Source organism: Nodosilinea sp. LEGE 07298 (assembly GCF_015207265.1).
Taxonomy (GTDB): domain Bacteria; phylum Cyanobacteriota; class Cyanobacteriia; order Phormidesmidales; family Phormidesmidaceae; genus Nodosilinea.
In genome coordinates this window covers 1-13,999 of sequence record NZ_JADEXE010000178.1, presented here as the reverse complement: position 1 = coordinate 13,999, position 13,999 = coordinate 1, and the positions used below count along the sequence as shown (strand labels likewise).

General features: G+C 47.3%; 15 protein-coding genes. 5 read left to right on the top strand and 10 right to left on the bottom strand.

All coding sequences use genetic code 11. From position 1 onward, the window contains the following. Positions 1-123: 123 nt before the first annotated feature. Genes dgt through IQ273_RS21240 form a run of 8 tightly spaced genes read right to left on the bottom strand, consistent with a single transcriptional unit; the run spans position 124 to position 6,758 of the window. Positions 124-768 carry a dGTP triphosphohydrolase gene (gene dgt / locus IQ273_RS21275; RefSeq protein ID WP_228053505.1) on the bottom strand — a complete coding sequence of 215 codons (645 nt, stop codon included), beginning with the start codon at positions 766-768 and terminating at the stop codon, positions 124-126. 32 nt (positions 769-800) lie between these two features. Beyond that, positions 801-1,352 (bottom strand): nucleoside monophosphate kinase, encoded by a 552-nt coding sequence (locus tag IQ273_RS21270; RefSeq protein WP_194025168.1) that lies wholly within the window; start codon positions 1,350-1,352, stop codon positions 801-803. After that, complete coding sequence (locus IQ273_RS21265) at positions 1,349-1,900, bottom strand: ASCH domain-containing protein (protein WP_194025167.1); 552 nt, start codon at positions 1,898-1,900, stop codon at positions 1,349-1,351. Before IQ273_RS21265 ends, IQ273_RS21270 begins: the two co-directional genes overlap by 4 nt. Continuing rightward, the gene (locus IQ273_RS21260) at positions 1,854-3,155 is read right to left on the bottom strand and encodes a hypothetical protein (protein WP_194025166.1); all 1,302 of its coding nucleotides are present in this window, start codon (positions 3,153-3,155) and stop codon (positions 1,854-1,856) included. The genes IQ273_RS21265 and IQ273_RS21260 overlap by 47 nt, the downstream gene beginning before the upstream one ends. Continuing rightward, entirely contained in the window at positions 3,152-4,165 is a 1,014-nt protein-coding gene (locus tag IQ273_RS21255; RefSeq protein ID WP_194025165.1) for a hypothetical protein, read from the bottom strand. The genes IQ273_RS21260 and IQ273_RS21255 overlap by 4 nt, the downstream gene beginning before the upstream one ends. A gap of 35 nt (positions 4,166-4,200) precedes the next feature. Beyond that, complete coding sequence (locus IQ273_RS21250) at positions 4,201-4,830, bottom strand: DUF4186 family protein (protein ID WP_194025164.1); 630 nt, start codon at positions 4,828-4,830, stop codon at positions 4,201-4,203. Between the two features lie 21 nt (positions 4,831-4,851). Beyond that, entirely contained in the window at positions 4,852-6,315 is a 1,464-nt protein-coding gene (locus IQ273_RS21245) for a helix-turn-helix transcriptional regulator (RefSeq protein ID WP_194025163.1), read from the bottom strand. Beyond that, complete coding sequence (locus IQ273_RS21240) at positions 6,312-6,758, bottom strand: DUF6932 family protein (protein WP_194025162.1); 447 nt, start codon at positions 6,756-6,758, stop codon at positions 6,312-6,314. The genes IQ273_RS21245 and IQ273_RS21240 overlap by 4 nt, the downstream gene beginning before the upstream one ends. Positions 6,759-6,933: 175 nt before the next feature. Between IQ273_RS21240 and IQ273_RS21235 the strand changes: the two genes are divergently transcribed. Both IQ273_RS21235 and IQ273_RS21230 read left to right on the top strand, forming a co-directional pair. After that, positions 6,934-7,740, top strand: a complete 807-nt coding sequence (locus tag IQ273_RS21235) for a PD-(D/E)XK nuclease family protein (protein WP_194025161.1) — start codon at positions 6,934-6,936, stop codon at positions 7,738-7,740. A gap of 11 nt (positions 7,741-7,751) precedes the next feature. Further along, complete coding sequence (locus IQ273_RS21230; RefSeq protein ID WP_194025160.1) at positions 7,752-9,971, top strand: Piwi domain-containing protein; 2,220 nt, start codon at positions 7,752-7,754, stop codon at positions 9,969-9,971. 67 nt (positions 9,972-10,038) lie between these two features. Here the strand turns inward: IQ273_RS21230 and IQ273_RS33865 are convergent, their stop codons facing one another. Continuing rightward, a complete protein-coding gene (locus IQ273_RS33865; RefSeq protein ID WP_228053501.1) occupies positions 10,039-10,548 on the bottom strand; it encodes a nucleoside triphosphate pyrophosphohydrolase in 510 nt (169 codons plus the stop codon). 152 nt (positions 10,549-10,700) lie between these two features. Between IQ273_RS33865 and IQ273_RS21220 the strand changes: the two genes are divergently transcribed. From IQ273_RS21220 to IQ273_RS21210, 3 genes are read left to right on the top strand one after another with little or no spacing between them, the layout of a single operon-like run. Continuing rightward, the gene (locus tag IQ273_RS21220) at positions 10,701-10,931 is read left to right on the top strand and encodes a helix-turn-helix transcriptional regulator (protein WP_194025159.1); all 231 of its coding nucleotides are present in this window, start codon (positions 10,701-10,703) and stop codon (positions 10,929-10,931) included. A gap of 41 nt (positions 10,932-10,972) precedes the next feature. After that, positions 10,973-12,142 carry an HNH endonuclease domain-containing protein gene (locus tag IQ273_RS21215; protein WP_194025158.1) on the top strand — a complete coding sequence of 390 codons (1,170 nt, stop codon included), beginning with the start codon at positions 10,973-10,975 and terminating at the stop codon, positions 12,140-12,142. A gap of 18 nt (positions 12,143-12,160) precedes the next feature. Further along, positions 12,161-12,625: a hypothetical protein gene (locus IQ273_RS21210; protein ID WP_194025157.1), complete on the top strand. Its 465-nt coding sequence runs from the start codon at positions 12,161-12,163 to the stop codon at positions 12,623-12,625. 122 nt (positions 12,626-12,747) lie between these two features. Here the strand turns inward: IQ273_RS21210 and IQ273_RS21205 are convergent. Next, positions 12,748-13,999, bottom strand: a 1,252-nt coding sequence (locus IQ273_RS21205) for a VWA domain-containing protein (RefSeq protein WP_194025156.1), incomplete at its 5' end; no start/stop codon positions are given.

The following is a 13,999-nucleotide window of genomic DNA, read 5'->3' as shown; positions in this document are numbered from 1 at the left end:
GCCCCTTGCTCTTCAGGGTCGATCTCCGAGAGGTTTGATTCTGGATGCGGTTGGATCGTCATGCCCCTTATGCTACAAACTTTTGCCCTATTCGCAATAGACCAGCTTTGTTGCGGTGACTAATTACTTAGTCTTTAAAGATTCTTGATCTTTAAAGAGCGATTCTCTAGGGTATTTAGTAAAAGTGGCAAGAGTAGCGAAAGTAAGTTGTAAACTTTTCCTTCCAGATTGTCGCTCAGATGTTGTTAAAATTCTGAATCCTTGAGCATTTCCCTCAAACCATTCTAAATCCTCTTTTTGGCTTTCACTTAGCGTTGCTAGATGCTGCTTACCTAGTTCAGAATAGAACCAAGATTGAATAGCGTTTTCGCCAGAATGACCAAAAGGAGGGTTTCCTATATCATGAGCAAGACAAGCCGCCTGAACAAGCGCACCAAAACTTGCTTCGTTTAAACCTTCTTCAGTCAGATTCTTGAGAACTGTATCTTTGTATTTCTCAATAATTTTGACTCCTACAAGTCTGCCTAGAGATCGCCCAATACAAGATACCTCCAAACTATGAGTTAATCGATTATGAACGTGATCATTATCTGTGACTGGAAAAACCTGGGTTTTGTCCTTAAGTCGTCTAAACGCTTCTGAAAAAATGATTCGATCAAAGTCACGCTCAAACTGATTACGATTTCGTTGTTTCTCGCCAGGGTGTTGTTCATGCCCTTGACGCTCATCACAGAGCAGTTGATCCCACTGCATTTTTTTACAAAACATAGATAACTCCCGCTAACAGAAAAATATGTTCTTCAATTTTTAAGACATTGAGATTGGAGCCAGTCTGTAATGTCTTGGGCAGCCTCCTCAACTGAACGACTACCATTAACTACAAAGTCAGCTATATTCTTTAAATAAGTGCCTACCTGTTGCTCCGTTACATCCAACTCCAGTGCTTGAAGTGCTAGTAATTCGTTTGAACCTCTCTCAATTAAGCGGCTGGCTTGTATAGAATCGTCAATGGTGATAAAAATAAGGTGAAGTTTCATTGGAGCTACTAGTTTTTGTAGCGTTTCAAGAACTTCTATATGACGAACACCATCAATCACTAAAGGTTGTCCGTGCTGCCAGTTAACCTGTTGTAGTGCGGCTTTGCAGAATCCCTCCACATCACTTGTTACAAGTTCAGTACCAATGGCCTGTAAAACTTCTCGTGTTTTAGAAATTTGCCTTGCATCGGCAACAGAACGAACATAGTCTCCAAAACTAACGCGAGACCAGTGAAGGGTTTGAGCCAATTTATTTGAAATTGTTGACTTACCACTAGCAATAGGACCAGAAAAAGTAAGAATAGCTGGCTTCATATAACTTCAAGATTAAGTTTTAACTGCTTTGCCCTATCTTGTAGAACTACCCAGCCTCTACGATCGCGTTTAACATATTTAATTGGAGCAATAGATTTTACATGTTGGATACGGATTAAAGTTGCGTAAGAAGCAGATTCGCGCTGTTTCCAAAACTCAGGATCTTGCGCACACAAAGCCTCGGCAAAATCTTTTTGAATGCTTGCCCACGAGTCTGGCTCAAGTTGATAAAACCATGGATAAGCTACTTGACAAATCCCAAGAATGGGACCAGACGACCGCTTTAGAAGAATTACATCCCCCTTTTCAACTTGATCGTAAGGGGCAAAGCGACGTGTTGAGAAACGCGACTCTATAGTTTTTTTCCCCTCCAAAACGAACTGAAGATATGGCTCTACAAAAATTGCAAGATGAAGTGAAAACGGCAGGGGTGCCGATTCGATTAGGGGGGATAGATAATCCTCCCAAAATGGATCATCCCTCACGGCTAGCTGCAAATTACTAGCTAGCGGTAAAAGTGAAGTTTGTGCTGCTCCAGTGGTCTTCAAAGAGTAAGTTCTCCTTTCGTTCCAAATTAATAATATCGAGGACTTGCTCTATTGCATTAGAAACAAGACTAATTTCTCTTGGTTGCAGCGCCCGCCCTATAAAAGCTTCTACAGTACTATGGGGTGGACAATCTCTCGATATAGCATCCAAAACATGCCATAGTATACCCCTTCCTAGGCAAGAAAAAATTCTATTTCCAGAAGTCCAAACATCTGCAAGCTGACGTCGAGGATCTCGACGACTAACTGAGGTCAACACATCGCTAGGAATAACTGAAATCAAACTTGGATCGACAAACTCCGAACTGTTCCAAGGGCGAACTCGAATTCTGACACCAAAAAGATTTACTTCCAACCATCCTTTCTCGGATGAAGCAATAATAGGTCGGGGGACGTTGGTAGAAGATCTTTGAGTGAAGATAGCTAAATTACCTCGTCTCCAATTCTGAGGAACACAATGAACCCCTGAAATTCTAAAAACATTACGCTCGAATAAAGGAGTTAGGTAAGACAGAGACAGTTCTTCTAAATGGATAAGCTGAAGCCCTAATTGGTTCGCCCAAGCCAAGGTTTCTTGCCACTCCCTCTCAATCCCAGGTCTAGTGCCGATTGGTGGAAGGCTGATTAAGATATGTCCGTTCAGCTTGCAAAACTGGCATGCGTCCCAAAGAAATGATTGAATGTGTTCTGGATACCAGGGGGGATCCATTACAACGGCATCAGCAGATAGATTAGGTAGTATATCTCTCAGTAGGTTGCATTCGACTATTTGGGAATCTAAGACTGCGTTGGACAAGCAAGTTGTCATCATTGTGTTTGCATCGAGTAGCACCGTGCTTCGCTGATAGGCTGGATCAGTTCCTACCCGTAGAAGACTAGGGGTTCCAAGCAGTACAATTGTATCGTAGGGGCGAGTTGCTTCCGCACATTTTTGTAATAAATATTCAACGGTCGAATCGGTAAATCTCCAATCGTAATCAAGGGGATGAGGCGATGGGAGTGATTTTTGATGGTGAGTGGGAATAGACTTTGATTGCTTCCACAATGCTGAGTTAACCAATGTACATGAGTTATTCTTGAGAACTGGTAGCGAAGACTGATTTTTTTGTAGAGCTTTGAAAGCAATAATTGGATCGACGCTAGGAAGTAACTTGATCAGTTGCTCAAACGTAGTGGCACCATTTCCAACTGCATCAAAAATCCACTGTTTAACAGACTGTTCAAACGCAAGTGATTCGATTTCAGTAATTGTCATAGCAATTGTTTCGTGTGTAAAGTTATATCCGTGATTGATTGTGACCGCTCGATACTGGAGTACCGACTTTCTAATTCTGTTTTCCAAGCTTCAATTGCAAGGTGCTGATTCTTCAATGCCACTTGAATTTCATCATTTAGCCTCCCCTTGATTGGGGTAAACATTTGAATTTCTAATGGAACCGTTCGGAGTGGAAGGTTGTAATCTATTTCCTGAAGTCGATCAACAAAGCGAGTCATATCTGCAGCAATTTCTGAGACTGCCGGTGTTGTGAATGTTGCGTAAGCATAGATGTCAATTCCTAACTCCAGCAATCGCTTCATTAGTTGAAACTGTCGATTGAAGAGATCAGGTTCAGCACGAGTATTAAATGCAAAAGACTCAGAATTAAATCCTTTAAAGCAACAGACCCGACCATAGTTTGGATAAGCTGCAATAAGCTCAAGATCTGAGTCAGATAAAAACTGCCAAAAGTAATCGTTGCTCAAGTTGTCGTCGGACCAGAGGTAAATTTGGTGCTCTAATCCCCGCTCTTTCAGTTCAGCCATCATCCAGGGAACCCACTCTGGAATTAAGTCGGGTTGTCCTCCTGTTAAATCAATCATTGAAGGAGGATCGGGTTGGTCTAGATAAAGATCGACCAATTGCGATGGACTCATCCACTCGGAATATTTACGATTTGCGGACAGCAGTTCAAATGGAACGAAGCAGTACCAACATCGCCAATTACAAGCTGCACTCTGAAAAACTTGTGCTCGAATCATGTTGGTTGCTTGTAGACCTAGTGCTTTACAAGCTGGATCTATCGGTAACGGGTTAGAGGGCCAGCCATTGTTACTCAATCGTCTGAAGTGCCGAATACGCCCAAATCCTTTGCAATTAGGAGCCTCTTTTAAATCGTTTTCCTGCTGTGTATTATGAAAATTGGTGATCAGCAATCGCTTATTCTGCAAATCAACAGATACTTCTCGATAACGTGAAGAGAGAACCTCAGTATTAATCACTACCACAGCTTTTACTCCGTTTGCTTTTACTTCGTTTGCTTTTAACCTTTAGTGTTTGATTTGCCAGCCCTACGAATGGGTGAGACTTTCTCTCCTGTTTCCGTTAGTAACGGAAATCGTTCACTGATGAATCTCATTCCTAACCTGGACAAATACGATATCTCATCTTCTGTAAGTGAGCGATATCGAGGAATGCCATGCCAATACTCCATACATTTACGGCAACAAGAAGCGGTGGCGTGCTGAGCAAAGTGAACTGCATTAACCTTGGCTGAATCCTCGACAGGCGTCTGACGCCCATCAAAATCATTGGCGGGTGGACTCATAGAGTTGCGAATCCGCTTTTCTACTGCCCCCTCCATTCCTTTTACACCCTTACGGCGGGCATAATTCTCGACCTTCTGGGGAGTCTCATTTGTCCAGTAATGTTGGCGAATGAGTTCATTCTTCAATGCAGCGATCGTATAGTCTAGGTCTTCGGGATCAAGCTTGTGTAACCGCTCCCACTCAAAGGGAGCCATCTCATCACAGGATCGACACTGGCCTACTGTATTTGCTGCTTTTTGTTTAGGTGTCGGTCTATACGAGTGATGCCCATTTTTGCAGTCTGAGCTAGTACATTTTAGTTTGAGTGGTTTTAACTCCTCCTCAACATTCCAATCATCCGACATTACGTTTAACCTCCATAACTTCTAAAATTCCTGCTGAGGCAAGTCATCCGACAAAGCTCTTATCAAGAGTGTTTGATCCACATCATTTAAAACTTCAAAATTGATCTTCTCTAGGAGTACGTCACGAGCAATCTGCCACGGCTCAATATCTTCCGTTTGTAGATTGGTTGCAGCACCCCACCAATTTTCACCTTGGAGTGACAGCCGATAAGCCATGTGATCTGCTAAAGCCCCAACTAAAACTTTCTCCCTCGTAGCGACCTTAAACACGACATTCTTGAGTCGCTCAATACTACCTTTTGCTTCTTTGGTACACATCTCAACCAGTTCCTTTTGGCGACCGTTGAGTAGAATGTGTTCGCCAAATCTTGTAGCCGTCTTTTCTTCAGGTGAGTCTTGCCGTTCCTGTGCAATATCCCCTTCTTCAACCACAGTTCGCTCAGGTCGCTCTGGTTCTTGAGCAGCATGCCAAAGTTCATGGAGAAGATCGAGCAGCCAGCGAGCCGAGGATCTAGTGCGCTGCTTCAGAACAATTACGTTTCGTCCGTTGACGCGCCAGAATGCACCATGAAATGCTCCAGCATCCCTCAGTGGAAGAACAGGTATACCCAAACTCCAGACATACCGTAAAGCATTTGAAAACGTTAGTTCACCATACGTTGAGCAGATGGCTTCACGAACTTGTTTTGGATCGGTTGGGATCGGCTTCGCTGGTAAATCTGCTGTGGCTTCTAGTACAAGCAATGCCAGGAAATGAGCATAAACTGTGTACGCACTTAATCGTTTCTGATTTGCTTTTGCATTAACTTTGAAGTGAACAGCTCCAAGGGGAGTTAAATCAAGCTGAAGCGGTCTAGAGCTAAATAGATCAGCCAATGACCACCCAAACACTCGTTTCAAAGCAGTTGCGGCACGAAGTACCAGGGCATTAGTAGAGACTTCATCTTCATCGTGTGAAGTCTCAGCACTCAAGTTGGGAAAAAAACGGTTGAGAATAAGGTCACGATCAATTCCAGCCTGGCTCAATCGGCTCAACAAATCAGCGGGCGAAACTCTAGGCAGCAAAACTTCTTCGCGTACTTGAACACCGATCGCACGACTAACTTCTACCAGCCGTGTGAAGCTGGCAGAAGCGTACTCTGTATCCTCATAACGTTGAACCTGCTGCTCCTTTATTCCTAGTCGCTCAGCTAAATCCTTCTGATTCAATCCGGCAGCAATCCGAGCCTTAATTAAGGCTCGCGGTAATGCGTCAAGTGAATCTAATTCCAGTACAGCTTGTTGTCCTTCCTTCAATGCCTCATACTCTTCAACTTGGATTCGCAGTTCCGCAAGCTGAGACTCCACCGACTCCCTCTCGGCTTTCAGCAAGATGGGATGGACAGACTGATCCTGCTGAGTTGAAGCCGACAGTTGAGCGAAGGCATTTGAGAACTTTTCAATTTGAGCTTTAGTAATGCGGTATTGCCGCTCATTCTTAATCATGACCATATCTCCCACAGGGTTAAGGCAACAATGCCTTTGGGGTTTCCAGTTGCCTTGTCAGTTTGAAAAAACTCTAAAAACGTTTTGCCGCTCACTCCTTCAGGGAACTGTGCTGGGAAAAATTCACCGAAATACTTCACTTTTTGAGCAACTCGACCATCGTCAAGCTTGAGAAGCAACGGATCTAGTAAATCGGGATTGACTCCCGCAATATCCCAGCAAATATCAAAGTCATTGGGGTGCTCCTTCGCCGTTACAAAACTGCCATCGACGTAGACAACCTGACAACCAGCCTTGTGCAGTCCTAACAGAGCCGCTTTCATTCCTGAGAGCAGGTTCCGTCGGTGTGGAGTATGCCCAAAACGACGGGCAAACTCCTGCCAGGAAGCTGTGGTATGGATCCCAGGTGGTAATAATCCATCTTGGTTAAAGGGTGGAATCATAAATCATCATAACACAACAAAAAAGTTGTCTTGTCGTTTTCTTGTGCTATAGTGCTAACACAACGATTTTGATTTGTCAAATGTGCGTCCTTGTATATTCCAAATTTAAACTTGAAGATCAGGGCTGGCATTGAGGTGTGACGTTTACCAGCAGCCATATAAGGAGACTGTTGAAATGGGGAAAAGGTGGCTACCCTTTGCAAGCTATAACCTTTGGGCACTATTTGCTCCGGCAGTTGGGCAGGAGCATTGGCACTGTGACATGAAGCGGGGCTATGCCAAAGTTCGGAAGCGAGAACCGGATGTTGCGGCAATCTTGGCACAAGATACAGTTCCGCAGACTATTGGTCTATTAGCTCAACAGGGGATTTATGAATTTCACTTGAATCCTCAGCGACTCAGAGATACAGATGGTGTTGCGAAGGTTTTTGAGATTCTGCAGCTCAATCAACAGTCTGCTGAAGCGCAGCAACGACTCAACCAGATTTTAACCCAATACTATGAGCATCCCATTCTTCTCAAAAAGCGAATTTTTAGCTTAAGTCGAGGTGATGAGGGCTTCCCAGAACCGATTAAGCTCTACTACGAAAACATAACCTTTAATTTATTCGCTGCGATCGACTGCATCCTGCTTGAGCCGGATGGCAGACTACACATCCTAGATTTGAAGACGGGGCATTCTGATTTTGATGAACGGCAGGCATTTGTTTATCTACTGGCTGCAAACTACCTTTTCCCCCGTCAACAAGCGATCGCCTCATTCTACAACCTTGAACTCTGCAAGTGGTCAGAACCAATCACGGCAACCACAAGTCAACTGAATGCCATTCGTATAGAGCTAGCGCGCTTGGCCCAACGACATGAGATGGAGAAGAAAAAGTACCGCAAAAATCCTGCGGAGTTTGATCGCATTTTTCCACCCAATCCTGGCTTTCGCTGCCAACATTGCCAGTTCAATTCAGTTTGTCAATTTGCTGTATAGGAGATTTCTGCATGACTGCTATTACTGCTACTACTGCTGTTCCCTCACAAGAACTTGTCTTTTTGAGTGAAGTGTTTCCACTGTCCATCACTCAAGCTAATCTTGCCAGTTTTACGGTGACCCCTGAGATTGATCAGGAGACTGGCAATCGCTTGAGTTTTCACCTCTCGCGAAAATTGGAACAAGCTGTAGCCGTTTGGCACGAGTATCGACTGTGGGTACTCACTCCGATGCAACAACCACAATTGAATCTATCTCAGTGCCAGATAGCTCTCTTAGCGCTTCAGCAAGACATTCCAGATTTGTGCGATCAACCTCTCCAGCTTCAAGAAGCTAGTGCTGCGCTCGCTTCAACATCTGTTCTGTCCAAAGTCGCGTTTCAGATTTTGCGAATAAGGCAACCCTTCAGACCAATCCTTGTTACATCGGTTGGAGGATTAGCAGTGAACCGCAAGATTAAGTTTTGGGCAGAAACGATCGAGCTTCAGGGAGAAGATTATGCTGCATTGTCATTAACCATTCGGACTGAAATTGCATATTTAGGAAGCTTAGCGGATTTCTATACCAATAATGTGACTCAAGGGAGCCCAGAGGCTTTGCTGGTTGGCTTGCCCATTCAGGACTTTGATATGGGCAGTAATGGGAGTATTGTCCAAATTATTGGTGTAATTGCAGAGCATCGCGATCGCCTTCTACAACTTGCAGCAGGGCATGCTACACGGCACTTCATTGAAACTGCACCAGATGACGAGATCGTTGTTGCAATCCGGTTTGGCAAAGGGAAAAAACTCTTTCACTACACACTCTCTGCTCTGCGTCCCTCAATCACGGCTGAGACGGCAGGGCAATTTGGATTTGACTATGGGCAAATTTTACAATTCACCAAAATTCCTAACATTGAGCGGCAACGGTTACTAGCAAACTTTAAAGCACAGGCAGCAGATGTGTTAATGCCTTACGGTTTTGCAATTAGACGAAGTTTGAACAGCTCAGAACACCCTGATCTCTTCTGGCAACCAGTGACCCCTGTAGACCAGACCCCACTGCTATTTGGCAAAGGAGTTATAGGTGTTCGAGGACGTGTCTTACAGGGACTATCAAACGGTGGAGTTTATCATCGTCATCCCGATTTTCAACCTGGCATGATTCGTATTGCTGCACTTAAGTTATGCGATAGTAGCGTGAATACTTTTTTGGAGGCGGCTCAACAGCGACTTAAACGCTACGGGTTTGAAAGTGAAATCATTGATCGCAAAGCTCTATCAATTAGTGATCTTAGTGCTGCTGAGGCAAGGGCTGCTCTGGAGAAAACCGTTAACAAGTTGATCACGGTTCCAGTTGATATTGTGTTGGCTTTTCTGCCGCAGAACGATCGCGACACCGATGAGCAGGACGGTAGCAGTTTGTATCATTTGGTCTACTCATTGCTCCTGCGTCGAAATATTGCCAGTCAGGTAATTTACGATGGCACGTTAACTAAGGTTGAATATGGACAAATTCTGAACCAGGTCGTTCCAGGAATCTTAGCAAAGCTAGGAAATTTACCCTTCATTCTGGCAGAGCCATTAGAAATCGCCGACTACTTCATTGGATTAGACATTTCGCGATTGCCAAAAGCAAAACTTGCTGGAACACTGAATGCCTGTGCTAGCGTACGACTTTATGGGAAGCAAGGCGAATTTATTCATTACCTCCTAGAGGACGCTCTATTGGAGGGCGAAGAAATCCCGCAGAGATTATTAGAACGCTTACTACCGACAACGTTGGAAGACAAAACCGTTTTAATTTACCGAGATGGACGCTTTTGTGGCAGAGAAATTCCAAATCTTTTGGAACGAGCACAGGCGATCGGGGCCAAGTTTATTTTGGTGGAATGCCGAAAATCTGGTATCCCCAGGTTGTACAACTTGAGACAAAAAACTCTGGCTGCACCATCACAGGGTTTAGCACTGCGGTTGTCTTCTCACGAGGCGGTCTTGATTACAACGCAGGTGTCTGAGCGAGTAGGTTTAGCTAGACCTCTCCGTTTAACAGTACACGACGCAGGACAACCTGCACCAATTGAGAAAGTTGTCGATACAACTTTGAAACTTACATTGCTTCATCATGGTGCTCTAAAAGCACCTCGCTTACCCATGCCAATATATGGGGCAGATCGAGTGGCTGGACTACGGCTTAAAGGAATCTACCCAAGTAGTCTGTTAGAAGGCGATCGACAGTTTTGGCTATAGGTAACCGTTGATGCCCTGCCAATGCTAAAGCAGTGCGAAGGCAAGGCCGAGGCAGCTAAGATGTGAGTCATCCTTCTGTCCACAGAAGCCGTAGCTTTTGGCTAAAAGCTCCCCTCTCAATGCGCCGCTGCATCTGGCAGGCTAGTACTTGGTTCCGCTGAATGCCATACGCACCCATCGTTGCATCAATCACCTCGCAGAGGTCAGCGAGTTCGGTCACCAGGTTGGTCTCCACAGCCTCGGCGGCTTCCTGCGCTTCCTCGATCAGCTTTTGCCGTAATGCCTGGCAGTAGTCGGACTTGGTCATCTCCTCAACTCCAAACTTGACTTGTTGGCTTTCTAGAATTTCGGGGATGCGATCGCGCACCAGCTTGTTGTATTCCTTGCGCACCATAAACGTAGATTCCTCTCCGGGGGGATAGTAGAGCAGTGTGTAGTCACGACCAGTAGCAGCGCGACGCAGCACCCGTAGACATTCTTCCGCATCAGAGCGGCGACGAAAGCGATTGACCACTACCCGCTGCATGTCGGGCAGAAAGCGCACAATCGCCCAAACATGGAATGGGCTGATATTCATGCTGTAATAACTTGAGCCAGGGCAAATTGAGATGGGACACTTATTTTCAGTGCCTCTCTGGTGTTTTAGAGCTTGTTTCAAGGTAGAACTAGAAATCAGTTTCTAGAAAACAGGCTCATTTGTCAACCCTATTTCTAGAAATAAGTTTCTACATGCCCGCTAGCCCGCCTGACCCAACTTCCCCACATACGCTCAAGTACCTAAGAGAGCAAGCTGGCCTCTCTCAAGAAGCTTTGGCCCGCATTGTAGGGGTCAGCGGTAAGACTGTGAGCAACTGGGAGCGAGGCATGAGCGTAGCCAGCCTCACCGTGTCGCAGATGAAGGCGCTATGCGACGCCCTGGGTGTAACGCTCGGTGAACTGCCCGATGACTTTAGCTCTTAGCTGCCTACCCTAAGGGCAAACCTTGTAGTGAGTCTGTGGGCATGGATGACAATCGACTTTCTTCTGGGGCTGTTAGTCAGCTACCTGACTCAAGCAAGGTCAATGTTGCTGCATTATCCCGTCTATTTGCCGACACCACTAACTCCTACAAATACCTCTTCTTTCTGTCACTACTCGATATCATGAAGCGTCGTCGCTTTGAGGCGACCGAGCCGATCAGCTTTCAAGACCTGATCGTAGAGATGCTGGCCAACGCCTGGTTTCCGCACACTTTTTTCAAGCTTTCCTTCGGCACCCAAGACAAAGTGGCTCAAAAGCTCGACGCCCTGGAGCTAACCATTACTGAGCCCATCACCCGCTTTCGAGATACCGATAAAACGCTCTTGAGAGGAGCGATCGCCGCCCAAGATCTGCGTGATGTAGTGTCTCACCTGCGACGCTACGTTCCCTTTCGACTGGTTGCGCCATTTTTAGAAGACCAGTTAGCCGGGGTCAGTCGTGGCAAGGGAAACCAGCTAGAGGTCGCTATACCTGCGATCGCAAATCGTTGCTTCAACAGTGATAAACCGCTCTACCGATTTGACTCAGAGCAGCACAACCGCTGTCAGGCGGTGATCATCCATCCAGCCTGGGCCAGCTACCTAGAGCAGCACCACGGAATTGTGCGCGGCTGGGCTGCATGGGAATGGCTGACCTACATGCAAAAGCGGAATCCTAGCACTCCGGCGATCGCTAATAAGCTATTCATGCCGACCCGACGCGATTCGCTGACCAAGCAGACCGACTACTGGAAGCTGGTGCTGCGCTCCCAACCGCTCCGCTGCATCTATTCTCAGCAGGTGATTGACCCCAACCGTTTCTCCCTAGACCATTACCTGCCCTGGTCATTTGTGGCCCACGACCAGCTGTGGAATTTGGTGCCGACACTGCCGGAGGTCAATTCGGCTAAGTCAAACAATCTTCCATCCAATGAGTACTTTGCTCAGTTTGTGACAGTTCAACATTCTGGGCTCTTGGCTACTCGCAAAGCCTTAACAGCAACCAAATGGGAAAGACAGATAGAACCTTTTATCTGTGATTTAGGCATAAGCACTGTGGATGACCTGCTAGATGTACAGCGACTCGGGAATGCTTATGGACAGGTAGTAAAGCCACTGGTATCTCTGGCTACGAACCAAGGCTTTAGCGTTGGATGGCGATATCAAGTCTAGAGTAACGCTCTGAAACCTATGAACTATATAAAAATCGCAGAACGTGTGCTTAAGGGACAACGGAAAGGTATGGTTACGCCTCCAGAGGTGAAGCCTGTGTTGTGGAAAGGCATTCACATGACCATTGATGAGGCTTGGGCCGTCATTTGTGCCTTTGAAAAGAAGAAAGCCGCTTATCTTGCAAGATATAGAAATACCGAAACAGGCGCGACAATCACTGAGACCGTATTTCATAGTCTCAGCGAAACTACGAATACTGTGGGCCGAGGTCTAAAGCCCTTCCCCGTCACTACCCTCGTGGGTTGGGTTGTGGGCGGCACTAGCCAGGGAATCTCGAACGTCGGCGAAACGATAGGCAAAGGCGTTCGAGAGATTAATCCGCTTCGCAATACTCCTCAGATTGACGAAATTAGTGAACAAATTAACAGCCTTACATGGGTTATTGAAGCAGTAAGTAGGGAAACATCATCCGAAGCAAACTAATGACCGGTGTATGGACCTATCGCACAACTGCCAGCTCATCCTAGCGGGTAGTGTATCGCTGGGTGCGGTTGTCGGCCTGCAATAGTTATACCCAGGCCGATACAACCGTCTAATGCCATTTCCTATTTAGAATCCATCGATCGCTGGGGCTTAGACTTGCCCGTGCGCGACAGGTTAAACGATTGCGAAAACGCCTTCTTGCGGGCGCTGGTCATGTTGCCGCTCTGGTAGTCAGCTTCTAAATCTTCCAGAATGGATTGCTCTTCTAGCAGGGCCTCACTGGGTGCCATCGCGGCCATCTCCATCCGAGCATTGGCTAGGGACATACCAGCGGCAGCATAGTCTCCCCGGTCGGAGTACATTACGGCTTCGCGGCGGGCGCGAGCCGCCATCAGCAAAGCCACCTGCTCTTGCACCGCTGGGTTGGCGGGGAAATCGCTGAACTGTGCGGGGCTGACCAGGGGCAGCTCCAGCCCAGCCCGCAGCACTTGCCGACCGGGCTGGTCGCGATCATCCCAGGCCAGGCGCACCTGTATCAGTTCGCAGTTCTGACCCAGGGCGGGCACCTGCAAGCGCACCACCACCTGAATGGGCGACCCCACCATCAGGTTGGGCAGTTTGTAGCGCCGGGTGTCGGTCTGCTCAAAGTCATTCAGCACGTCCATCACCGTGACGCCGTTGCCCGGCTTAACGCCCAGGCTAACCCGCTGGCCCAGAGTAGCGGCTAGCCCCGACAGCTCGGTTTCAAAAATCGTTGGCAATTGCTCAGCAGACTCGATGTGGAAGAAGTTGCCGTCACCGCTGCGGGCCATCGCCGCCAGCAAATCCTCGCTGTAGTCGTCGCCAATGCCCAGGGTGGTGGTGCTAACACCGCGCTGGGCCAGGCCATGGACATCACTGGCGATCGCATCCGGCCTAGTTTCCCCCACATTGGCCAGCCCATCGGAGAGCACAATCACCCGGTTGAGCTGGGCGGGGTTGAGGTACTGGCTCACCTGCACCCCACCTTCGACCCAGCCCGCATGGAGCGCGGTGGAACCCCGTGAATGGACGTGACGCAGCTTTTCGAGCAAGGTGTTTTTGTCGGTGGCCAAGGTGCTGGGCACCAGGGTTTCGATCCGGTCATCGAAGAGGACGATGCTGATGCGATCGCAGGGCAGCAAATTCTCCACGGCAAAGCGGGCGGCCTCGCGGGCATAGTGCATCTTTTGCCCTTGCATGGAGCCGGAGCGATCAATCGCCAGGCTGAGGTTGAGCGGCACGCGATCGGCCTTGAGGGTAACCGCTGGAGGCGTGATCCGCACCAGCACATCGAGAGTCATGGGCTGTTGGGTGACGATTGCCCCGTGGAGCGGGATGAGTTCGACGGTGGGC

What these genes read in the sequence shown, in the direction of transcription:
- dgt (WP_228053505.1), bottom strand. Translation starts at nt 768, where the DNA reads ATGTTTTGTAAAAAAATGCAGTGGGATCAACTGCTCTGTGATGAGCGT.
- IQ273_RS21270 (WP_194025168.1), bottom strand. Translation starts at nt 1,352, where the DNA reads ATGAAGCCAGCTATTCTTACTTTTTCTGGTCCTATTGCTAGTGGTAAG.
- IQ273_RS21260 (WP_194025166.1), bottom strand. Translation starts at nt 3,155, where the DNA reads ATGACAATTACTGAAATCGAATCACTTGCGTTTGAACAGTCTGTTAAA.
- IQ273_RS21250 (WP_194025164.1), bottom strand. Translation starts at nt 4,830, where the DNA reads ATGTCGGATGATTGGAATGTTGAGGAGGAGTTAAAACCACTCAAACTA.
- IQ273_RS21245 (WP_194025163.1), bottom strand. Translation starts at nt 6,315, where the DNA reads ATGATTAAGAATGAGCGGCAATACCGCATTACTAAAGCTCAAATTGAA.
- IQ273_RS21240 (WP_194025162.1), bottom strand. Translation starts at nt 6,758, where the DNA reads ATGATTCCACCCTTTAACCAAGATGGATTATTACCACCTGGGATCCAT.
- IQ273_RS21235 (WP_194025161.1), top strand. Translation starts at nt 6,934, where the DNA reads ATGGGGAAAAGGTGGCTACCCTTTGCAAGCTATAACCTTTGGGCACTA.
- IQ273_RS21230 (WP_194025160.1), top strand. Translation starts at nt 7,752, where the DNA reads ATGACTGCTATTACTGCTACTACTGCTGTTCCCTCACAAGAACTTGTC.
- IQ273_RS33865 (WP_228053501.1), bottom strand. Translation starts at nt 10,548, where the DNA reads ATGAATATCAGCCCATTCCATGTTTGGGCGATTGTGCGCTTTCTGCCC.
- IQ273_RS21220 (WP_194025159.1), top strand. Translation starts at nt 10,701, where the DNA reads ATGCCCGCTAGCCCGCCTGACCCAACTTCCCCACATACGCTCAAGTAC.
- IQ273_RS21215 (WP_194025158.1), top strand. Translation starts at nt 10,973, where the DNA reads ATGGATGACAATCGACTTTCTTCTGGGGCTGTTAGTCAGCTACCTGAC.
- IQ273_RS21210 (WP_194025157.1), top strand. Translation starts at nt 12,161, where the DNA reads ATGAACTATATAAAAATCGCAGAACGTGTGCTTAAGGGACAACGGAAA.